Origin of the sequence: Dactylosporangium sp. NPDC005555 (assembly GCF_040605635.1) — a bacterium.
Taxonomy (GTDB): Bacteria; Actinomycetota; Actinomycetes; order Mycobacteriales; family Micromonosporaceae; genus Dactylosporangium.
Map to the genome: position 1 here is coordinate 1 of NZ_JBEXDG010000101.1, position 21,889 is coordinate 21,889.

Consider the following 21,889-nt stretch of genomic DNA (forward strand, 5'->3'; position numbering starts at 1 on the left):
CGGGTCGTCTTGGTTGGTGCGTGGTTCTCGTTATGTGGGGGATGCCGTGGGGTGTGCTATCGCTGTCGGCGGGCGATGGCGGCGGCGATGTGCTGGTCGATGCGCTGGTGCAGGGTGAGCAGGTTGCCGGGTTGGTTGGGCTGTCCGAGTTTCTGGGCGGTTGCTGCGGCGATGGCGTGACGGAGGAGGGTTGCGACGTCGCGTGGGAGTGCGGCTTTCTCGGTGGGGCCGAGGGACCATGCTGCGGTGAGGTGGTCGGTGGCGTCGGCGACGACGGTGTCCGGGTTGCCGTGAGCGCCGTGGGTGATGGGGGTGTGGTCGCGGGCGTGGTTGAGGATGAGCAGGATGCGGGCGGCGTGGGCGTCGCGGCTGCGGAGCCGGGCGATTCTGCCGAGGTTCTCGCGGAATTCCTGATATTTCGCGCCTGCGCCGCGGCGGGGTGACCTGCTGGCCGGGACGGTCTGGTTCGGGGCGGCGGCGATCGATGCTTCGAGGGTGTCGGCGGCCAGGACGAGAATGCGCATTCGTTCCGCTGGTTCGGTGATGTGAGTGAGGGCGGCGTCGAGGAGTTCGAGTCGTTGGACGGCCATGTGTCTGGTGCGGCCGGTCCGGTCGGGAGTAGGTGCGGGGTCCGGGTGGGGCCATTGGTCGTCGCGGTGGGGTGTGCGGCTGGCGAATGCTGCGGCGAGGCGGCGGGCCTGGTCGGTGACGTGGGTGTCGATGGCGGAGGCGGCGAGCAGGCGCCAGGCGACGTCGAGCTCGAGGTTGTTGAGGGCTTCCCGGGCGGCGACGAGGAGGGGGAGGTCACCGCCGGTGAGGGCGGGCCAGAGGTAGACGTCGGTGAGTGTGGTGGCTGCGGCTGGGGTGGCGAGTTGTCCCACGAACAGGGGGATGCCGTGCTGGGCGGCGAGGCGGCGCGTGGCTTGCAGGAGGGTGAGTAGGGCCGGCTTGACGCCGGTGGGGATGAGCAGCAGCGCGGCGGTGTCGGCGGTGAGGTGTCGGCTGATGGTGTCGTGGACAGCGTCGGGGTCGATGCCGGTGAATGCGTCGAGGGGGTGGGGTGTGGCGTGGTGCCCGGCGGCGGTGAGTTCCTGGGCGTCGGTGGCGGCTTGGGTGAGGCTGCCAGTGTCGCTGGGGGTGCCGAAGATGACGGCGCGGATGGTGGGTTGGTCGACGCCGAGGTGGTCGGTGATCGCAGCGGGTGGTCCCTGCTGGAGCAGGAGTTGTCCGATGGTGGCGGTGTGCTGGTCGCTGCGGTTGCCGGCGAGCCATACGGTCAGGACGCTGTGGGCGGGTGCGGTGGGCGGTTCGGGGAGTCTGGCGTCGCGCCAGCCGGTGCCGTCGGTTTGGTATCCGGTCAGGTAGGCGCCGACGATGGCGGCGTCGCGGTGGCCGGGTTGGCGCAGGTTGTGGCTGCCGTTGCCAATGGATCGCAGTGCTTCGGCCTCGTCGCTGAACAGCCACCGGTAGGAGGGCAGACCGGTGGCTGCGCTGATGACCGGGTCGGTGGTGGCTCGTTCGGTGATGCGGCCCAGGAGCGCGCCCAGCGGCGGTCCTCCACGCGGGTTGGCGACGTGGCGGAGCAGGTCGCGGGCGTCGGGGTGGGTGTGCCGGTCGGTGGCGAGGAGTTCCTCGTATCGGCTGGTGATGTAGCGGCGGACGGTGAGGCTGGCGGTGCCGTCGCGACGGACGACGGCGTCGGCGAGCAGGGCGCGCAGTGAGGGGCAGTCGCGGGCCTCAAGGCCCGCACGGTGACGGGCCGCGGCGTCGCGGATCAGGTCGCGTTGGGTGGTGGTGAGGTCGATGGCGGGTCGTTCACCGCTGGCGAGGATGTCGAGGGCGGCGAACAGGCGCCAGCGGACGAGGACGGCGGCGACGGGGTCGGTGTCGAGGCGGCCCAGCGGGTCGATCCTGCGGTAGCCGCTGTCGGTGCTGGTGAGTATGAGTTGCCAGGGCACGCCGTGCTGGGACAGGGCGGTGAGCGCGCCGAGGCCCACAGCGGTGGCACCGGTGCCCCAGGTGAGCAGGGCCTGCTCGTAGCGCGATGCCTGCTCCAGGTGGCCGGTGAGGGCGTGGGCGATTAGGGCCTCGCTGAGTCCGGGAACCGCGAGGGCGGTGATGCTGTGGACGGGCTTGACGGTGCCGGTCGGCGCCAGGGCGAGGGTCTGCGCGATGGGCAGAGTGTCGAGCGGGTCGGCGGGGCTCTGGCTGGTGCCGAGGATGACGACGTCGAGGTCGTTGAGGTCGTCGGTGCTGGCCAGTGTGCGCAGGGCGCCGAGCAGTGGGCTGGGTGCGGGACCGCTCGGGTGGTCGTCGTTCCAGGCGTTGTTGTTGAGCGGGTCCTCGGGGTCGGTGGCGTTGGTGAGCTGCTCGCAGCGGTCGCGGACGCGGGCGGCTCGGGTGGTGATGTCCCCGACGTCGCGGTTGTCGAGCAGGAGGTCGGCTTCTCCGGCGGTGTGAACCAGCAGGCGCATGGCGGCCATTGTGGGGTATTTGCGCATCGTACGTGTGACTCGTTGTAGCGGCCGGTTCTACGCTGTCGTGATGCGTTCGGTGGAGGACGACGGTGCGTCCGAGGTGGTGAACCTGACCCCGCATGTGGTGCGGCTGGTGGGGGAGACGGTGGTGGTGGAGCTGCCACCGGTGGGGCCGTCGGCGCGGTTGGTGCTGCAGCCGGATCGCGACGATGGGGTGCTGTGCATCGGGGATTTGGTTGTGCCGTTGAAGCGGACCGCGGCGTCGTCGCAGGTGGTGGGGCTGCCGCCGCGCCGGGCGGGGGTGTGGCTGGTCGTGGCGCGGGCGGTGGCGGAGGCGCTGCCGGATCGGGACGATCTGCTGTATCCGCATGACACGGTGCGGGACGCGGCGGGTGTGGTGGTGGGTTGCCGGTCGCTGGCGCGCCCGGTCGGGGCCGGTTGAGCAGCCGTGGCTGCGCGGGTGCCGGCCTGACGCTGGGCTGGACGGTATCGCCTGTTTGGTCGACGCATGTGGGGATGATCGTCCTGCAAGACTAGCTGATCGAGTTCCATCGTTAGACTACTTTTGTTGTCTAACTACTTCTGTACATATAGTGTCCGCCTGTGCATGTGTTTCCGGCCGAGATCCCGGCAGCGGAGGCCCGCCGCGTTGACGTGGTGGAGGTCAAGGTGGCGCGCAAGGTGGCGCCGTTGTTCGGGCTGGGTGCCGAGCTGGATCCGTTCAGGCGGTCCTGGGTGTGTGACTACACGGCGTTGTCGCTGGCGGAGATCGGGCGGGGGGCGCCGTTCCCGGAGCGTGCGGTGCGAGCCCGGTGGGACGCCAACCCGCCCGGCGAGGCGATGGCCGACGCGGGGGGATGGGCATGGTCCGGCAGGGCGGTGTGGTCGCCGCCGGGCACACCGGGCACGCTGCCTGGCGGGCTGAGCAACGCGACGCTCAACCGGTATGGGCCGGACACGAAGGCGGCGGTCGTGTTGTCCGCGGCGAACCGGCTGCTGCGTGGGGCGACCGCGGCGGTGGCCGAGGGCGCGCGGTTCCTGGCCGAGACCGGTGCCGACGCCGAGGTGCGGCTGGCTGTTTGGGCGGGGCTGGTGCTGGAGGTCTACCGGGCGCAACCCGCACTGGTGATCGCCGCGGTGCAGGCGCGGCAGGTCCAGCGATCGCTGTCGGCGCGGTGGGGAGCGCAGGTCGACCCGGGCGGCCTCCTCGCCGGCGCTCCGTGCGAGATCCACGCCGGGACCGGCCCGGCTGACCAGGACCGGGATGCCGACGGGGACCGGTGGCGGCCGACGGACTTCAACCTGGTCGATGTGACCCTGCCGATGCTTGGTCTGGCCAGCGACGGCCCGCACGGACTGAGCCTGGTGACGGCCGAAGCGTTGGACGACATCGCTTCGGCGTGGTGTCACCGGCTGCTCGGTGTCGGCCGGCCGGGGCGAGGGGTGCTGTGGCTGGCCGAGGACCCGCACGGATCGCGCCAGGTGCACGCGATGCTGCGGGTGGGCGCGGTGGTGGCACCGTTCGTGGCGGCCACGCTGGGCGGCATTGTGGCGGGCGACCGGGCCGCACCACCCGTACTGCCGGTGCTGCCCACGGCGGAGGCGCTGGCCGCGGCTCCGTTGCTGCACCGGCGGGCGCAGCTGCTGGTGGCGCACGTGACCGCCAACTATGTGCGGTACCGCGACGAGTGGCTGCTGGCCTGGCCGGCGCTCCGCACGCAGACCCGCCGGTTGGTGACGGACGCGACTGGGCTCGCCGACCGGGTGCTGGCTGCCAACGACCCGGTGGTGCTGCAGTTGGGCGCCTACGCGACGTATCTGCGGGTGTGGGACCTGCCCCGTCTGCCCGCCGGGCACCGCGATGCCGAGCACCGCGACGCCGACGGCCCGGATCCGGTGGCGGCGTTGGTCGCATCGCAGCAGCGGCTGATCGAGGCATGGCAGAGCGGAGAGCTGGATCCGGGCACGGTCGCGTACCTGCTGGAGATCGGTCTGGTCGCGCTGACCGACGCGGCCCGGCACGGGTCCGGCGCCGCGGCGGGAGACCGGGACGTGACACTGCAGCGGCGCTGCTGGGCCGTGATTCTGCAGGCGCGGGGGCTGACCGCGGACAAGGTGCCGACTGTTGAGGTCGGCGACGCTCAGGTGTTCCACCTGCACCACTACGCGGCGTGGCTGGCCTCCGGGCAGCAGTTGACAGACCTGCGACGGGCATTGGCGTTGCAGGAACGAGTCGTCGCGGTGCGTGCCGAGGTGGCGCGGCAGGAGCCGGCCGTGTTCGCGGCGAAGTCGGCGGCGGCGCGGGCCGGATACGAGCTGGCCGCCCAGATCGCCACCAAGCTGGTGCTCGCCACGCCCGGCCGGGAGCGGGGAGCTCGGCTGCGGGCGGCGCAGGCGGCGGCCGGCCACGCGCGGGCGGTACTGGCGGATTCGAGCACGCGGGTGCTGCTGGCGCACGCCGGGGCGACCCCGGCGGCGATACACGCCGCCGTGGTGACGGCCCGGGCGTTGAGCGTGGCGGCCGTCCACGGCGCACGCCTCGACGCGGCGGACACCGCCGCTGCGTTCGGGCTCATCGACACCGTGCTGGAAGCATCCGCCGACGCGCAGGACGCGGAAGCGTTACGGGGATGGCGCGCCGGACTGGTCGCCGCGGTCCCGGAGGCGCGGTGACGACCCACCGGGACCGCAGGCCGGTGCGTTCAGCGCTCGCACGGATGCGGGTCAGCTTCTGCATCAGCGTCGCGATGGTGCCCCTGCCAGCTGGCCCGGATCCTTGACGGGGTCCGGCACCTGCAGCCGTTCGCGATCCGTACAACGTACTGACCGACCTTGATGACCTGACCGTGGGCGACCCACCGGCGGGCGGCCCGCCGGACGAGGAGAAGCAATGACCAACCGGCGCTGGGTGCTGATCGAGACGAGCGGGAACCAGCGGTATATCTTCGGTAGCAGCCGCCTGCGGCACGTCGTCGGCGCATCCCACCTGGTCCACGAGATCGGCACCGTGTGGGTCCCCGACGAGGCCGCCCGGCTCGGGCTTGAGGACCCGGTGATGACCGCCTCCGGCAAGGCGCTGCTGCTGGTGGACTCTTCGGACGCCGGCCGGGATCTGATCCGGGCGGTCACCGGGCGGGCGCTGCGGGATGCGCCGGGGCTGCGGGTGACCGGGGTGGTCGGTCCCGCGTTCGACCCGGCCGATCCGCACGCCCACGAACCGGCCCGGCGCGACACGTACGCGTTGCACGCCGCCGCCCGTGCCGCCCGCCCGGATCTGCTGCTACGCGACCGGGTGTTCCCGTGGCACCTGCTGTGCCGCGACAGCGGCCTGCCCGCCGCCGGTGAGGAGTACTACGGCCCGGAGCGCCGGGTGCCTGCGGCGACCGGTGTCTTGACCCGCTCCGCCGCGACCGGCCGGGGCCACCGGCGGCTGTCCGAGCGGCTCGGCACGCCCCTGGACGTGGTGGTGCCGTCCCACCTCGACGAGTTGGTGCACGGCGGCTGGGTCGCGGTCGTGCACGCTGACGGCAACGGTGTCGGCGGCCTGTTCCGGGACTTCCTCCGGCATGTCTGGCACGCCGAGCGCCCCGGCGGGGCGGCAGGGGACACCGGGCCGGTGCCGCTGCAGACCCACGCCGAGTATCAGGGTGCGGTGGCCCGGGAACTCGACGCGGCCACCTGGGACGCCGTCCGCGACGCGGTGGCCCAGGTGGCCGCAGCTCACTCCCCAGCCGGGTCCGCGGGTCAGGCCGCAGTGCCGCCGGCATCCGTGTCGCCGGGTGTCGACCGGCTGGCCGGGCGGCTGCTGCCGGTCGTGGTCGGCGGTGACGACGTGACGGTGGTCTGCGACGCCGTACTGGCCGTGCCGTTCGTGCGGGCGTTCGCCGCCGCGTTCACCCGGCACACCGCGGCCCAGCCGACGCTGTCAGCGATCACCCGGGCCGCGACCGGGCAGGCAGGGCTGACCGCGTCGGCGGGGATCGCGATCGTCAAACTGCACCATCCGTTCGCCGTCGCGTACGACCTGGCCGAGGCACTGACCGCGGCCGCGAAGCAGTTCAGCCACGACGGTCGCCCGCTGGCCGCGTTCGACCTGCACGTGGTGCACACCTCCACCCTGCGGGACCTGACCGAGCTGCGCGAATACGCCGGCGCCGGCGAAGGCGACGGTGCAGGCGGCGCGCGGGTCGCCCGGCACGCCGGCCCCTATCTGATCGACGACCCGGACGACCTGCCCGACGCTCTCCGCGCCCGCAACGCCGCCCAGCTCGACAAGATCAGCGACTGGCTCGGACCGCGCGGCTGGCTGTCGGCGACCCAGGCCCACGCGCTGCGCGAGGCCGCCGACCGCAGCCTCACCGAATACCTGCACCAGCTCGCCCTCACGCTGGGCCGCTCCACCGCCCCGCCGGAGGCACACGACCTGCTCGCCGTGCAGGACGGCGGCGACCGGCCGCCGTTCCTACGCCTGTTCGACGCAATGCAGTTGCGCGGGCTGCGGCTGACGGAACCGCCGGCCGCGGCCCGCGACAACGGACCGGACGGAGACGACCGATGAGCCTGCCCAGCCGCTTCACCGTCACCCTGCACTTCCTCAGCGACTGGCACATCGGCACCGGCCAGGGCCGGCTCGGCACCATCGACGCCGACGTCCGCCGCGACGTCGACGGCCTGCCGTTCGTCCCGGCCAAGACCCTGATCGGAGTGTGGCGGGACGCGTGCGAAACCGTCGCCGACACCCTCGACCAGCCCATCGGCCAGCCTGCTGGCGGGCCCGGACCGTGGCAGGCGTGGGTCACCTGGCTCTTCGGCTCCCAACCTGCACAGACCGGCGATCCCACCGCCCGCGCCGACCGCCCCCCGGTGCCGGCGGCGCTGCGCCTGACGTCCGCCCGCGCCCCGGCCTGGCTGGGCGCCCGCGTCCACAACCGGCGGGAACTGGCGCAGGCCGCCGTGGTACTGCGGCCCGGGGTGAGCATCGACGAGGACACCGGCACCGCCGCGGACCGGCTGCTGCGCGTCGAGGAACGGTCCCTGCGCGACACCCGGCTGCACGCCCACGCCGACATTGAGCACCCCGGTCCGCTGCCCGAACCGGCGGAGTTGCTGCTGCGCGCCGGGGCGCGGCTGGTCGAGGCGGTCGGCGGGAAACGCAACCGCGGCACCGGCCGCGTCGCCGTCCTGCTCCCCGACGTGACCCTCGACCGGACCGGCACCCACCCGGCCGTCACCGACGCCCGCCTGACCAGCCTCCTGCTCCCTCTGTTGACCGAGGCGGCGCCGGCCACCCCGCCGCCCGCCCCCACGGCCCACCATCCGATCCATTCCTACGATCGGCTGCACCACAGCGGACAGCGAACGGTCCGGGTCGTGCTGCGCACCGTCACCCCGGTCGTGGCGGCCGAGAAGGTGCTCAGCAACGTCATCACCAGCGGCGACGCCATCCCCGGCACCGCACTGCTCGGCACGATCCTGTCCCGCACGGACCTGCCCCGCCCCGACGGCACCTCGGGGCCGATCGGACTGGGCGACATCCGCGTCGGCGACGCCGTCCCCGCGGTCAGCGACCCCGAAAACCCCGACGACCCGAGCGCGGTGATCCCGTCCCAGCCGGTGCCGGCGATGTGGCGGCGCGGCGACAAAGGCCGCAGTGCCACGGTCCACAATGTGTTGGCCGCCCCCGACGCGGGCCGCGACGAGCGCGCCAAACCGATGACCGGCCGGATCGCACCGGACGGTACCGGCTGGCGGCTGGTCGCCACCGCTCAGAGCGTCTCCACCCACGCCGTCGTCGACGACGACGCCCGCCGGCCCACCGCCACCGGCGGTGGCGTCTACACCTATGTCGGCATCGCCCCCGGCACCCTGCTGTGCACCGACATCGTGCTGCCCGCCGACGCCCGGCTCCGGCTGACCGCCGGCGAGCAACTGCGCTTCGGCCGCTCCCGCAAGGACGACTTCGGGCTCGTCACCGTCGCCGCGGTGCACAACCTGCCGGCACCTGCCGAGCAGGCCGCCGTCACCGCCGGACCGATACAGGTCTGGTGCCTCTCCGACGTCCTGCTCCGCGACGACCGCCTCGCCCCCGACCCGTCACCGCAGGCCCTGGCCCGCGCCCTGTCCACCGCACTGGCCCCGGCCGTCTTCACTGCCGACCCCGCCGCGACCGCCACGTCGGCGACCCGACGCGAGGGCTTCGGTGTCGCCTGGGGCCGGCCCCGGCCCAGCCAGGTCGCCCTGCGCGCGGGCAGCGTCATCACCTTCACCATGACCGGCGCGGCTGTACTCGACCGCGGGCAGGTCGCCGACCTGTGCCGCGACGGCGTCGGGGAACGCACCGCCGAAGGCTACGGCCGGATCCGGTTCAACCCACCCGAACTCGCCGCCACCCATCCCCGGGTCGCCTTCCCCGACGCCGCGCAGGCCCACAAGAACCCGATCCCCGCAGTCGAGACAACAGCCGATCCGGGCGGCGGACCCGGCCCCGACCCGCACCCCGTGGAGCTCAACGCGTGGCGGCGTGCCATCCGACGCGCCAGCGCCGGCCTGCCACCCGAGGCGCTGATCGCCGGCGTCGACCGGCTCGCCGACAAACGGGCCCAGCTGGGCTCCCTGCGCGCCCAGCTCGAGCGGCTCGCCCTGCCCGGCGGGCCCGACCTGGTCCGCGCCTGGCTCACCGGCACCCGCGCCGTTCCCGCCCGTCAGGAGGCGTGGGGTGAGCAGACCCTCGACGACCTCGAAACGCTGCTCCTGGTCGACCCCGGCCTGATCTGGCACCGCCTCGGCCTCGACGACGACCAGGACCACCTGGTGCTGGCGGCCGGCCGGGCGACGCTGCTGCGCGAGCGGCTACGGACCGAAGCCCTGACCGTCGCGGTCACCGACGCGCTGCGGCACCTCAACCGCGACCTGCGCACCACCGTCCGATCGACCAGCAGCGGGGAGCGTCACCCATGAGCTACGCCGTCGGTACCCGTACCGAGATCCTCGGCATCCTCACCTGCACGAGCCCGCTGCACGTCGGCGGCTGGGACAGCACCGCCGACGCGGACCTGGCCATCGCCCGTGACGGCACCGGCCGGCCCTGCATCCCTGGCACCTCCCTCGCCGGGGCACTGCGGGCGTACCTCGCCGGCACCGACGCGTTCCGACCCTACGGCCCAGCCGTCCTCGCCGACCTATTCGGCCACGTCGTGCCCGGCAGCCGCATCAAGGGATCACCGTCGCGGCTGCGCATCGACGACGCCCACCTCCTCGGCGACCCAGCCGTGCAGGTCCGCGACGGCGTCGGCATCGACCGGCGCTCCGGCAGCGCCGCGGCCGGTTTCCTCTACACCCGGCAGGTCCTGCCCGCCGGCACCCGGTTCGCGTTCCGGATGCTCGCCGACACACCCACCGCCGCCAGCAGCACCGCCTACCCCGGCGGATGGGCGGCGTTGATCCGCGACGCGGTGGACGCCGTCGTCGCCGGCCTGACCCACACCCGGGTCCCGCTCGGCGCCAACCGCGGCCGCGGCCACGGCCGGACCTCTCTCGGCGAGATCACCGTGCGCACCACCGACCTGTCCGAACCCGCCGGCCTGATCGCATGGCTCACTGGCACCATCCCACCGGCCGGAGCCGCCCCCGCCGCCGCTCCTGCCGACGGCCAGCTGCACGTCACCGTCACCTGGCAGCCCGCGAACCCGCTGCTGGTCCGCGACTCGGTCGCCGGCACCGTCGTGGACACCATCCCACTGACCGACACCCACGCCGACGGCAACGTCCGGCTGCTACTGCCCGGCTCGTCGATCCGCGGAGCCATCCGCGCCCACGCCGAACGGATCATGCGGACCCTCACCCGCCAGGACGCCCCGGCCGACCTCGGCGACGCCCTGCTCCAACCCCCGGCCGGCGTCGATGTCCTCTTCGGCGCCGCACCCACCAGCCGCGACCACGACCCCGTCACCGCCCACTCCGGCCGGCGCGGGGCCGTCGCCGTCGACGACTGCCACAGCACCGGCCACGTCACCACCAGCCAGTGGACCGACGTGGTCACCACCCGGCCCGCGCACGTCCCGGCCGCCGCCAACCGCGCCGAGGAAGGCGACGCCCGCGGACAACGCAACGTCGAACGCGACGCGGCCCGCACCGTGCTCCGTGACCGCCTCCAGCAGCTCAACGAACAGTTCACCCTGACCGTCAGCGATCACGTAGCCATCGACCGGTGGACCGGTGGCGCCGGCGACCACCGGCTCTTCTCCGCCTTGGACCCAGCCGCCACCGTCACGTGGGAACCCATCCGCATCCGCATCGACCTCGCCCGCCTGCACCGCGCCGCGGACCGGCAGCCGCACTCCGCCGTCCTCGCGTTGCCGCTGCTGCTGCTCCTACTGCGGGACCTGCGCGACGGGTGGCTCACCCTCGGCTATGGCGGCACCCGGGGCCGGGGCCACCTCACGGTCACCGGCGTCACCTTCGACGGCGCCGGCCTGCCCGCCGGCTGGCAGCACCTGACCGGCCGCACTCTCGACGACGTCCTCACCGACCCGCCACCGGAGGTCACCGACGCCATGACCCGCTGGGCGCACACCTTCGACCGGCCCGACGAACGTGGAGCCGCAGCATGACCACCACCGAGACGACCCTGCACGCCGTGCGGTCCGTGTCGCTGAGCGCTGCCGACGCTGTCGCCTGGTTCGCGGCCGGCGTCCCAGCAGTCGGCTACACCATGTCCGCCCGTGCCGCGACCTGGCTGCGGATCCGATCCGATGGCACCGTCGAGCAGCACCGCGGCGGCGGGTTCGACGACGCGTACGAACTGGTCCTGTTCGACGGCAACCGTGAACTGCGCTGGCTACGCGGCCACGACGGACGCGGACCCGCCGTCGCCGTCGGCGAGGACCCGGCCCTGCTGCCGGCCGGACTCGACGTCACCGCCACCCCGCCACCCCGGCGCGGCGACACCCAGACCCGGCTGCTCGCCGGCGCCCCCCGCGCCCACCCCGCCCCTGGCTGGACCACGCTGACCAGCGGACGCTACGCCACCACCGACCTGCCGTTGACCTTCAGCGGCGGCGACGTCATCGTCATCGACGCCGTCGAATACCTCACCGAGGACGTCCACGGCAATCGCGACGTCGCCGACACCCGCACCGTCGGCCTGCGCGCCATCCCCCAGGACGCCATCCCCACCCCAACCGGCATACCCGACTCCCCGGAGAGGAGCACGGCATGAGCAGCCTGCGGTTCACCGTCGAGGCCACCCTCACCAAGACCGGCAACGACCTCGTCGGCGTGATCGCCAGCAGCCGCCGCGCCGGGACCGCGCCGAAACCGGTGCCCCACCGCGAATGGGAGCACACCCTCACCGTGCACGCGCAGAACATGACCGCCGGCGACACCGTCGACGTCACGGTCACCGTCGACCGTGCCACCGGCCAGCGCACCGTCGCCCTGGCCGGCACCGCCCCCCTCGCCGACATCACCACAGACACCGACCGTGGCAGTGCCCTCAGCGGCGGCGGGTTCGTCAACCCGTACACGTTCGTGCCGACCCTGCCCCGCGCCGGTCTCGAAGCCACCGGGCTGGGCGACGGGCCACCACCCAGCCACGCCCGGCACGCCGCGGGCCAATGGTCCGGCACCCTCACCGTACAGCTGACCACCGTCACCCCGCTGCTCCTGCCGACACCGACACCGACCACCGGCGACACGAAGGAGTACGAGACCCGCACCGACACCGGCGGGCTGCCAATGATCCACGGCGCGTCGTTGAAAGGCGCCCTGCGCAGCGCCTACGAGACGATCACCGCCAGCCGCTACGGGGTCTTCTTCGAGCACCACGACCGGCTTGCCTACCGGGCCCCGGCCAGCGCCACGCTGATCCCCGCCCAGGTGCGCGACAACTCCGACGGCACCCGTTCCTTCCGGCTCTGCCGCGGCGACCGGACGTGGAAGGACAGCCAGACGGGCAACCATGTGCAGGACGCCGCGTGGGTGCCCGCATACAAGCATCAGCAGGTGCAGCGCCTCGGCGACCTGGCCGCCGGGCCGCTGACCCGCCACCATGGCCGCAGCGTCTACGCCCGTGTCGTGCTCTACCAGTACGAACGGATCAGCAACGGACGCCCGACACGGTTCCGGGTCTGGCGCGCCACCCACCTCGCCTCCACCGAAGCTGAGATCATCCGATCGCTTGCCGTCGCACCGGCCCCGGGTCCCCAGCGCGCCGGGAAACTCGCCCGCATCGACGCTGTCGAACCGCGAATTGTCCAGGGCTGGCTGTCGGCCACCGGACGGTCGATCGACTCCAAACACGACGAGCGGCTGTTCGTCGAAACCCCCGGCGCCGACATCCCGCTCACCGAGCAGCACGTGGACTACTGGCGGGCGATCCTGCGGGCGTACGACGTCGCCGCTGGCTACAACGACCCGAAGGCCACCTACCGCCACGAACCCGCCGGCGCGGACGGCATCGAACGCTCCCGGCACGTCCCCAGCACCCCGCCTCTGCGGGAACTCCCGGCCGGGACGCTCGTCTACGTCAAGTACGACCAGGCAAGCAAGACGATCAGCCAGGTCCATCCCGTCATGATCGGCCGGCTGCCGTTCGCCAAACCACCCGGCGAACTCCTGCCGGAGAGCCTCCGCCCCACCGCCGACCGCGGCCGGCTCTCACCCGCCGACCGGCTCTTCGGCTGGGTCCCGGCAGGACGCCGCGACGACGGCCAGGACACCAACGACGGCGCCAGCGGCTACCGCGGCCGGCTGCGCATCGAGCACATCACCTGCACGAGCACCGACTGGCGGCCGCAGCACTCGTTCCCCGCAGACGGCGTCACCCTCGCCCCGCTCAGCAGCCCCAAACCCACCCAGTTCCGGTTCTACGCCACCCCCGACACGGCCACCGGACGCCCCATCGACCGTCGTGCCGCCAAGGAAACCGGCTACACCGAACCGGGCGGCCCGCGCGGGCGCAAGATGTACCGCTGGCGGGAGGAGCCCTCCGAGCACTGGCAGCCGACCGCCGACCGGGAGGACCCACAGCGCGGCTATCTCGCCCTGCAAGGGCACCGCGCCCACCCGAAACAACTCGTCAAACACCGCGACTGGGTGCGCCCCGGCGTCACCTTCACCGCGACCCTGCACCTCGACGGCGTACCAGAACCCGAACTCGGTGCCCTGCTCTGGCTCCTCACCCGGGGAGCCGCCGCCCCACTGCGCCTGGGCGCCGGCAAACCCTACGGCTTCGGCGTGCTCACCGTCAGCCTCGACACTGCGGCAACCCGGCTGTGGGACGCCGACGGCGTTCGCGCCGGCTGGCTGCAACTGACCCGCCCCGACCCCGCCAACACCGAACGGATCACCGCCCTCGCCGACCGGTTCGACACTACCGCCCGCGCCAACCCCGTGCTCCGCGAAGCCACCGTCTCCTACCTGACCGCCGCGGCACCCGTCACCGACGCGGTGCACTACCCGCGCAGCACCGCCGAACCGGAACCTGAAAACTACCAGTGGTTCGTCGCCAACGAACGCCCCCGAAACGGCACGATCACCCACGGCTGGGCTCTTCCGCACGTCCGCGACCCCGAGCAACGCCTGCCCTACCTGCCCGAGGAACCGCGCCCCACCAGCAACACCGCCCGCCCCCGGCGTCCCGGCCCTGCCCCACCGGGCGGTGATCACCGTCGACGCTCCCGATGAGCAGCCGCGCCTGGCCGAACCCGAGCAGGGTCTCAGCCCTCAGCCCCGGCGAACGGCAGCACCGCCAACCACCACCCGGCAATGGCCCGAACCCCCGCGTCGCGGGCCGCTGTTGATCGGCGCTGTGCCGAACACTACTGCGATTGATCAAGAAGGAGGGGCTGTGCGCCTTCGCATTGATGTTGTGACGACAGCTTCGGAGTTGCCGTGGCCGCGGGTGTTGGATCCGGGGCGAGGGCTGGCCTACGGCCTGCTTGCAGAGACGGCAAAGGATCTGGGGCAGCAATTACATTCGGCGGGATGGGGCCCGTTCGGGATGACCCCGTTCGGGTATTGCCCGCCAACCTTTCCGGGAGCGCGACGCTGCCGCGGGGTATATGCGGTGGGAGGTGCCGGATTCGTGGAACTGGGCAGCCCGTTACCGTCGGTTGTAGAGGCGTGGGTGGCGGCGTTGCAACGCCGGGATGTGCTCGACTGGGGCGGAATCGCGCTCAGGATCACGGGTGTGTCCATTGTGGATCCGCCGGCGTTCGGTTGTGGGCGCGCACGGATGCGTACGGAGACGCCGGTCGTGATGAAGTCCCCGCCGTCGAATCAGTTGCCGGGCCAGACGTGGGTGCTGCCGGCCGAGCCTGAGTTCCCAACATTGTTTAACAACAACCTCGTGCGTAAGGCGAAGACGCTGGGTCTGGCGCCGGACATCGGACTGGACGGGATTGTGTGGGTGGGACCGAAGCGGTCGTTCGCGGTGAAGGGCGGGGCGAAGCCGGGCGCCACGGTCGACGTTGCGTTGTCCGGTGATCCGCAGGTGTTGCAGGCACTCTGGTCGTGGGGCCTGGGCCAGGCGAACGCGGCAGGGTTCGGGTGGATCGGCGCCGCCCAGTGATCCTGACTGCGCATCCGCTGCAGCGCATCGGGGCGTACGCGCTGTCGTGCCTGGCCGGGATCGAACGACCGGAAGGTCGTACCGCAGGGCTGCCTGACCCGCAGGGGTTGGACGTCGACGGGTTCGACGCGGCGGTCGCGGCGATGACCGAGGACGCGGTACGGGCGGCGCTGGTCCGGGACACCAAGGTCGCTGCGGGTTTCTTCCTCAAGTGCAGCATGTCGTTCTTTCCGAATTCGAAGATGAACCACCCGAGCAACGCCAACCGCAGCGACGAGGAGATCGCCGAGCGGGTCCGCGCCTGGCGGAAGCCGCAGCGGTCGGTGCAGAGCGGTTCGGGTGCTGTCGGATGTGTGCTCTGCTCCCAACCGGCGGCGGGGTTCTTCGGCAAGACCGACGTGCCGCTCGCGGAGAGCGACGTGTACCGCAACACCACGCCACGTGGGCACGACGGTATGGCGTTGTGCTGGGCGTGCGTGTGTTGTTTCTACGCGTTGCCGTACGGGTCGTGGCTGACCGGAGGGCCGAGCGTGGCGGTGCACAGCTGGGACGAGGACTTCCTGGCCGCGACGGTGGCGGCACAGGTGCGGCTGACCCGGCAGCTGGTCGAGATCGGCTCGGCTGCGGGTCCTGCGCTGGAGGCGCGGGAGGTGCTGGCGCTGCGGGCGTTGCGCGGGCATCAGCACGAGTTGACCGCTGGCGTCGAGCTGCTGGTGTACGGCAACAACAACCGGGGGCCGGTCCTGGAGGTGTATGGGCTGGACCAGGCGCTGGCGGAGTGGCTGCGGCGCACGTCGCAGCGCAGCGGGCTGCGACGTGGGTTCCGGGCGTTGCTGCGCGCCCACCGCACGGCCAAGGAACCGGGATACGTCGGACTGGCGCGCAACGCGTTTCGTTCCCCGCAGCGTATTCCGGGGGGGTGCGCGGTGTGGCTGGCCACCGCAGTGCTGCGTCCGGGCCGTGCGGAGCGTGAAGACGAGGCGGTCGCTCTGGCCGGACTGTGTTTCGACTACGCGGACAAGGTGATGCTGATGGACAAGGACGATCTCGACGAGATCCGGGCCACTGGGCGACGGATCGCGACGATCCTGCAAGGGGAGAGGAGCTCGGGCAAACTGCGGGAGTTCTATGCCCGGTTCAAGGATTCGGGCCGGCTGCGGTCTTGGCTGCAGCGTGGCGCTGTGGAGTGGCTGGGCAGGCCCCGCGACGGTCAGGACGGGCCGCTGGTGAGCACGCGGGGCTTCGCGCTGTTGTTCGATCCGGACTTCGACAACCCGGCGTGGTTCCACCGGCAGATGCTGCTGGTCTCGGTCACCGAGGAACTGTTCCACCTGGGCTGGCGGCCCGAGGGCAGCTTCGATGACGGCGCCGAGGAACTGCCGGAGTTGGACGTAAAGGACAACGAATTCGCCGGTGACGGCGGGAGGGATGAACGGTGACGTATCTGGTGGGCAAGCTGGTCCTGGGTGTGGTGGCGGGGGCGCCGAACAACGGCCTGGGTGAGGACAATGTTGCGCGGGCCAAACAGATGCGGATCGGGCGGGACACCTACCCGTACGTGTCGGCGCAGGCGTTCCGGCGGTGGCTGCGAGACTCGATGCCGGCAGACGAGCCGCGTTCGGAGGTGACCCGCTCGGGCTCCGGGGCCAAGCAGCAGGCGTACACGGCGGGACGTCCGGACAAGTTCATCGATGACGACGTGTTCGGGTACATGGTGGCGATCAAGAAGGAGAAGGACCAGCCGTCGGGGACGTGCCAGCGCGACACGGTGCTGGCCACGGGCACGTTCGTGGCGGTGGCGCCGCGCCGCCCCACCCAGGACTTCGGCACGATGAGCCGCGGGTTCGCCGCTGGCGAGAACCCGGTCATCCACGAGCACGAGTTCTACTCCGCGGAGCTGGCCGGCGATGTCCTGCTGGATCTGCCCCGGATCGGGGTGTTCGAGACGGTCGGGTCCGGGCTGAAGGTGGCGCTGACCACTGCGGCGGCGCAGGAGGCTCGCGCAAGCGGGGCCAGTGACACCACGTTGCGCGGCAACGCAGCCGTGGCGCTGCCGCTGACCGAACGGCGCCGCCGGTCCGCGGTGATCCTGCGGGCGCTGGCCGAGGTACGCGGCGGAGCCAAGCAGTCGCTGCACTACGGAGACCGGTCCCCGGCGCTGCTCGTGCTCGCCCCGATGCGCGGCGGCGTCAACCCGTTCACCCGGGTACTGGCGGTCCGCGACGCGCATACGGTGTTCCGCGCGGAGGTGCTGCGCGAAGAGCTGCGGGCATGGTCGGACGAGCTCGACGGGCCGATGCTGATCGGGTGGGCGCCGGGATTCCTGGGCGAGCAGCGTGAACGTGCCCGGGACGACCTGGCCGACCTGATCAAGGACGGGACGGTGCTGTTGGACCATCCCCGAACGCTGCTGCGGAACCTGGCCGAGCGGGTCGCCTCGGGTGAGCACGACGCCTGGTTCACCGACCAGGGGCAGGGTTGACCGCGGTGCACCCACCGGCGACGCACGGCACCGGCACGGCTGACGGGCAGGCGACGCTGGAGGTGACCGTGACCGCGCCGGTGGTGTCGTTCCGCAACCCGCTGTATGCCAGCGTGCAGGTCTGTCTGCCGTGCCCGCCACCGGCCACCGTCGGGGGGTTGCTGGCCGCCGCCGCGGGTGGCTGGCCGCACGTGAATCCCGCGCTGCGGTTCGCGATGGCGTTCCATGCCCGCGGCCAGGGAACGGACCTGGAGACATACCATCCGCTGGAGGCCGGCGGCAAACGCACCGACCCGACCCCGCGTGACCGGGCGTTCCTCGCTGATGTCACGTTGACGATCTGGCTCCTGGACGACGTCGCCGGCTGGGCGGCGCGGCTCCGCCGGCCGGTGTGGCCGCTGCGGCTGGGCCGCAGCCAGGACCTGGTCGGGATCAGTGTCCGTGCGGTGGATCTGGTCGGGCGTCCAGGCCGGCAGGGTGCCGCGATCCTGCCGGCCGCCGCGGGTGGCCGAGGTGTGCGGCTGCGGCTGCCGACCGCGGTGTCGACCGATCGGGCCCGGACCCACTGGGACGACTACCGGTTCGACCCCCTCGCCCGTGCCGGCGACACCGTCGGCGAGGGCTGGTGCGACCCGCACGGACAAGCGGTGGTCCTGCTGCCGCCGGTACACCCGAGCCAGGCCGAGCCGCGATGAGCGGGACCGCCCCGGCGGTGTTCGCCAAGAGCGCCCAGCGGGGGAGGGCGCCCGAACTGCTGACCGACCACCTGCTCGCCACCCAGGACGCGGTCCGGGAACTGCGCCAGCGGGTGGGCACCGTGACCGCCGCAGCCGTGGTACCAACCGGGTTGTGGCCGGTCGCCGAAATCGCCGCGCTGGCGCACGACCTGGGTAAGGTCGCCCGCGGGTTCCAGGACATGCTGACCGGCCGGACCCGTTCCTGGGGGCACCGCCACGAACTGCTGTCCCTGGGGTTCCTGCCCGCGCTGCTGCCCGACGCCGATCAGCGGCTCTGGGTCGCCTCCGCGGTGATTACCCACCACCGGTCGCTGACCGACCCGTCCCCGTCCGGACCCGGCTCGTCGATCGCCGCACTGTACACCGGCCTGACCGTGCACGACCTGCGCGAGGAACTCGGGGACATCGACGACGCCGCGGTCAGCGCGCTACACGCCTGGATGGCCAGGATCCTCGCCACCTCGCCCGGCACCAGCGGCACACCGGCGCCGTCCGCTGCCGACCTGGTCGCGGCGGCCCACGTCGAGCTGAGCCGGCTACGCCAGCGGTGGCGGCACCCGGTGGACCCCGGCACCGGACTGGCCGCAGTCCTCCTCCAGGGTGCGCTGACACTGGCCGACCATCTGTCCTCGGCCCACGCCGCGCTGCACCATCATCAACCGATCGGCGCCGGCCTAGCCGATCGGTTCGCCCGGCACTTCGGCGCCACGGACTGGAGTCGCCCCCACCAGCAACACTGTGGTGAGGTCGACGGGCACCTGCTGCTGCGCTCCCCGACCGGCTCCGGCAAGACCGAGGCCGGGCTGCTCTGGGCCGCCCGCCAGGTCCACGCCCTGGCCGAGGGCACCGGCGCGGTGCCCCGCGTGGTGTTCACCCTGCCGTACCTGGCCTCGATCAATGCCATGGTCACCAGGCTCAGCGGGCTGGTCGACGACCCGGAACTGATCGGCGTGGCGCACTCCCGGGCCGCGTCCTATCACCTGGCCGTAGCGTCCGGCACCGATGACGGGTCGGCATCCCAGGCGGCCGCGCGTAAAGCCGTGTCCCGGGCCGCAGCCACCAGGCTGTTCCGCGAAACCGTGCGCGTGGCCACCCCGTACCAGCTACTACGGGCCGCCCTCGCCGGACCCGCGCACGCAGGCACCCTGCTCGATCTGGCGAACTCGGTCATTATCCTCGACGAACTGCACGCCTACGACACCACCCGCCTGGGCTACATCCTGGCCAGCGCCGCTCTTTGGGAGCGGCTCGGCTGCCGCATCGCGGTCCTCTCGGCAACCCTGCCCACCGCCCTGACCGACTTGGTCGCCGCCGCCTTGCACACTGCGGTGACCACCGTGATCGGTCCGGTCGGGCCGCCCAGGCACCGCATCCGGCTCCGCGAGCACGCGCTCACCGATCCGGTCGTCCTCGCCGAGATCGGTGCCCGGCTGGCCGCCGACGAGTCGGTCCTGGTTGTGGCCAACAACGTCGCGCACGCTCAGGCGTTGTACGACGTCCTCGCCCCGCCGGTGCAGGTCCGGCACGGCGAGGCGGCCGCGGTCCTGCTGCATTCACGGTTCACCCGAGGAGACCGCAACCGCATCGAGCAGGCCCTGACCGACCGGTACCGCGCCGCTCGCCTGCCACGTGCGCCCGGGCTGGTCGTGGCGACCCAGGTCGTCGAGGTCAGCCTCGACATCGACCTGGACGCCCTCTACACCGCCGCCGCGCCGCTGGAAGCACTGCTGCAACGCTTCGGCCGGGTCAACCGCCGCGGCGACCGCCAGCCCGCCGACGTGGTGATCTGTCCACCTGGGTACGGGCCACGCCGCGGCGACCGGTCCGGACGCGAGTACGCAGACGGCGTGTACGAGGCCGAACCGGTCCGGCTGGGCTGGCAGATCCTCAGCCGCCGCGACGGGCAACCGGTCGACGAGACCGCCGCGACCGGCTGGCTCGACGAGATCTATACCTCGGCCTGGGGCCAGACCTGGAACGCCGAGGTAGAGCGCGCCAGGCACAGGTTCACCAGCGACTTCCTGACCTTCGACATGCCCTTCACCGCACGGGACCACCTCGAAGACCAGTTCGATGCGCTGTTCAACGGTACCGACGCCATCCTCGCCCGCGACCGCGAGAACTACGCCAGTCTGCTCACCGAACACCCCGATCGCGCCGGACGGCTGCTCGGCGAGCAGTACCTGATCCCCCTGCCGGACTGGGCCACCGGCATCGCCACCTACGACAAACAGCTGCGTGTGCGCATCATCGACGGCGACTACGACGACGAACGCGGACTGCTTGCCGTGCGCCCGGTCGCCGGCACAGCCGTGTACACCCCAGGGGAGGTCTTGTGATCGAAGCCGAGGACGTCGGCGGAGTACACATCAAATACCTGTACCACTGCCGTCGCCAGCTCTGGCTCTACGCCCGCGGAATCCGCCCCGAGCACCTCAACGCCGCCGTACAGCTCGGTGAGGCCATACACGACACCTCGTACACCAGGACCAGCCCGGTCGACCTCGGCGCCGCCCGCCTCGACCACATCGATGGACGACACTGGGTGCACGAGGTCAAATCCTCCACCAGAACCTCCGACGCCGACCGCGCCCAGGTCATCCACTACTGCTACCGGCTGCATGACGTCGGCATTCCCGCCGAAGGCGGAATCTTGCACTACCCCAAGACCCGCCGCACCACCACGATCCGGTACGACGAGCAGGCAGCAACCCAGGCGGTAGCCGACATCGCCGCCACTCTCCACGTCGTCGCCGCACCAGACTCCCCATCGCGGCTGGCACGCACCGCCTGCCGCGGCTGCAGCTTCCTCGACTACTGCTGGAGCGACTGATGCCCGCAGCCTCCCGCACCTACTGGCTGACCACACCCTGCCGTATCCGCCGCAAGGACCAGACCCTCCTCATCGAACGAGAATCCGGCGACCGGATCCACATTCCAGTCACCGACGTGCGTGACATCGTCGCCTGCGCCGCCGTCGATATCAACACGGCCGTCGTTTCCCTGCTCAACACCCACCGGATCAACGTCCACCTGCTCAGCCACTACGGCGACTATGCCGGGTCCCTGCTGACCAGCGACACCAGCACCTCCGGACAAACCGTGCTCGCCCAAGCCCAGCTCGCCAGCGACCCTGACGCCAGTCACCAGATCGCAGCCGACCTAGTCCTGGCCACCGCATTCAATGTCCGTCGCGTCATCGACCGCGCACTGCTCGCCGACCCCTACGACAGGCTGCGCAAACAAGTCGCCACAGCTGCCGGTAACGAAGCCCTGATGGGCGCCGAAGGAACGTTCCGCCGGGCCGCCTGGGCCGTGATTGATACCCGGCTGCCTGAATGGCTCCAACTCGGCGGCCGTAGTCGCCGGCCGCCCCGCAACGCCGGGAACGCGTTCATCAGCTACACCAACGGCATCACCTACGCCCGGGTGCTGAGCGCGCTGCGCCTCACCCCGCTCCACACCGGTATCGCATTCCTGCACTCCACCATGGAACGGCAGCGGCATTCCCTCGTGCTCGACCTCGCCGAGGTGTTCAAACCGCTGTTCGCCGAGCGGCTCCTGCTCCGGCTCGCCGGACGGGACCAGCTCAAACCCCACCACTTCGACACCGACACCAACC

The 21,889-nt window shown here is 72.0% G+C and carries 15 protein-coding genes; 14 read left to right on the forward strand and 1 reads right to left on the reverse strand.

The genetic code is table 11. The features are described 5' to 3' along the window. Nucleotides 1-56: 56 nt before the first annotated feature. Nucleotides 57-2,474: a hypothetical protein gene (locus tag ABZS58_RS48890; protein WP_354791477.1), complete on the reverse strand. Its 2,418-nt coding sequence runs from the start codon at nucleotides 2,472-2,474 to the stop codon at nucleotides 57-59. 70 nt (nucleotides 2,475-2,544) lie between these two features. Between ABZS58_RS48890 and ABZS58_RS48895 the strand changes: the two genes are divergently transcribed. The 14 genes from ABZS58_RS48895 to cas1 form a co-directional block, all read left to right on the forward strand. After that, the gene (locus ABZS58_RS48895) at nucleotides 2,545-2,919 is read left to right on the forward strand and encodes a hypothetical protein (RefSeq protein ID WP_354791478.1); all 375 of its coding nucleotides are present in this window, start codon (nucleotides 2,545-2,547) and stop codon (nucleotides 2,917-2,919) included. Between the two features lie 161 nt (nucleotides 2,920-3,080). Next, nucleotides 3,081-5,150, forward strand: a complete 2,070-nt coding sequence (locus ABZS58_RS48900; protein WP_354791480.1) for a hypothetical protein — start codon at nucleotides 3,081-3,083, stop codon at nucleotides 5,148-5,150. Between the two features lie 217 nt (nucleotides 5,151-5,367). Beyond that, nucleotides 5,368-7,035 (forward strand): hypothetical protein, encoded by a 1,668-nt coding sequence (locus ABZS58_RS48905; RefSeq protein WP_354791481.1) that lies wholly within the window; start codon nucleotides 5,368-5,370, stop codon nucleotides 7,033-7,035. Further along, a complete protein-coding gene (locus tag ABZS58_RS48910) occupies nucleotides 7,032-9,434 on the forward strand; it encodes an RAMP superfamily CRISPR-associated protein (RefSeq protein WP_354791483.1) in 2,403 nt (800 codons plus the stop codon). The genes ABZS58_RS48905 and ABZS58_RS48910 overlap by 4 nt, the downstream gene beginning before the upstream one ends. Next, complete coding sequence (locus ABZS58_RS48915; protein ID WP_354791484.1) at nucleotides 9,431-11,086, forward strand: RAMP superfamily CRISPR-associated protein; 1,656 nt, start codon at nucleotides 9,431-9,433, stop codon at nucleotides 11,084-11,086. The genes ABZS58_RS48910 and ABZS58_RS48915 overlap by 4 nt, the downstream gene beginning before the upstream one ends. Then, the gene (gene csx19 / locus ABZS58_RS48920; RefSeq protein ID WP_354791486.1) at nucleotides 11,083-11,694 is read left to right on the forward strand and encodes a CRISPR-associated protein Csx19; all 612 of its coding nucleotides are present in this window, start codon (nucleotides 11,083-11,085) and stop codon (nucleotides 11,692-11,694) included. Before ABZS58_RS48915 ends, csx19 begins: the two co-directional genes overlap by 4 nt. Next, nucleotides 11,691-14,162, forward strand: a complete 2,472-nt coding sequence (locus ABZS58_RS48925) for a TIGR03986 family CRISPR-associated RAMP protein (protein ID WP_354791487.1) — start codon at nucleotides 11,691-11,693, stop codon at nucleotides 14,160-14,162. The genes csx19 and ABZS58_RS48925 overlap by 4 nt, the downstream gene beginning before the upstream one ends. 400 nt (nucleotides 14,163-14,562) lie before the next feature. After that, complete coding sequence (locus ABZS58_RS48930) at nucleotides 14,563-15,048, forward strand: CRISPR-associated endoribonuclease Cas6 (protein WP_354791488.1); 486 nt, start codon at nucleotides 14,563-14,565, stop codon at nucleotides 15,046-15,048. Further along, nucleotides 15,027-16,487 (forward strand): hypothetical protein, encoded by a 1,461-nt coding sequence (locus ABZS58_RS48935; RefSeq protein WP_354791489.1) that lies wholly within the window; start codon nucleotides 15,027-15,029, stop codon nucleotides 16,485-16,487. Before ABZS58_RS48930 ends, ABZS58_RS48935 begins: the two co-directional genes overlap by 22 nt. Further along, entirely contained in the window at nucleotides 16,484-17,530 is a 1,047-nt protein-coding gene (gene cas7i / locus ABZS58_RS48940) for a type I-B CRISPR-associated protein Cas7/Cst2/DevR (RefSeq protein WP_354791491.1), read from the forward strand. The genes ABZS58_RS48935 and cas7i overlap by 4 nt, the downstream gene beginning before the upstream one ends. A 5-nt stretch (nucleotides 17,531-17,535) precedes the next feature. Then, nucleotides 17,536-18,225 (forward strand): CRISPR-associated protein Cas5, encoded by a 690-nt coding sequence (cas5, locus tag ABZS58_RS48945; protein WP_354791492.1) that lies wholly within the window; start codon nucleotides 17,536-17,538, stop codon nucleotides 18,223-18,225. After that, a complete protein-coding gene (cas3, locus tag ABZS58_RS48950; RefSeq protein WP_354791494.1) occupies nucleotides 18,222-20,606 on the forward strand; it encodes a CRISPR-associated helicase Cas3' in 2,385 nt (794 codons plus the stop codon). Before cas5 ends, cas3 begins: the two co-directional genes overlap by 4 nt. Beyond that, nucleotides 20,603-21,100: a CRISPR-associated protein Cas4 gene (locus ABZS58_RS48955; protein WP_354791495.1), complete on the forward strand. Its 498-nt coding sequence runs from the start codon at nucleotides 20,603-20,605 to the stop codon at nucleotides 21,098-21,100. The genes cas3 and ABZS58_RS48955 overlap by 4 nt, the downstream gene beginning before the upstream one ends. Then, nucleotides 21,100-21,889, forward strand: a 790-nt coding sequence (gene cas1 / locus ABZS58_RS48960) for a CRISPR-associated endonuclease Cas1 (protein ID WP_354791497.1), incomplete at its 3' end; no start/stop codon positions are given. The genes ABZS58_RS48955 and cas1, both read left to right, overlap by 1 nt.

Bases quoted from the DNA above. Each gene is read 5' to 3' on its own strand.
- ABZS58_RS48890 (WP_354791477.1), bottom strand. From the start codon at position 2,474: ATGCGCCTGCTGGTTCACACCGCCGGAGAAGCCGACCTCCTGCTCGAC.
- cas3 (WP_354791494.1), top strand. From the start codon at position 18,222: ATGAGCGGGACCGCCCCGGCGGTGTTCGCCAAGAGCGCCCAGCGGGGG.
- ABZS58_RS48925 (WP_354791487.1), top strand. From the start codon at position 11,691: ATGAGCAGCCTGCGGTTCACCGTCGAGGCCACCCTCACCAAGACCGGC.
- ABZS58_RS48905 (WP_354791481.1), top strand. From the start codon at position 5,368: ATGACCAACCGGCGCTGGGTGCTGATCGAGACGAGCGGGAACCAGCGG.
- ABZS58_RS48915 (WP_354791484.1), top strand. From the start codon at position 9,431: ATGAGCTACGCCGTCGGTACCCGTACCGAGATCCTCGGCATCCTCACC.
- ABZS58_RS48895 (WP_354791478.1), top strand. From the start codon at position 2,545: ATGCGTTCGGTGGAGGACGACGGTGCGTCCGAGGTGGTGAACCTGACC.
- csx19 (WP_354791486.1), top strand. From the start codon at position 11,083: ATGACCACCACCGAGACGACCCTGCACGCCGTGCGGTCCGTGTCGCTG.
- ABZS58_RS48910 (WP_354791483.1), top strand. From the start codon at position 7,032: ATGAGCCTGCCCAGCCGCTTCACCGTCACCCTGCACTTCCTCAGCGAC.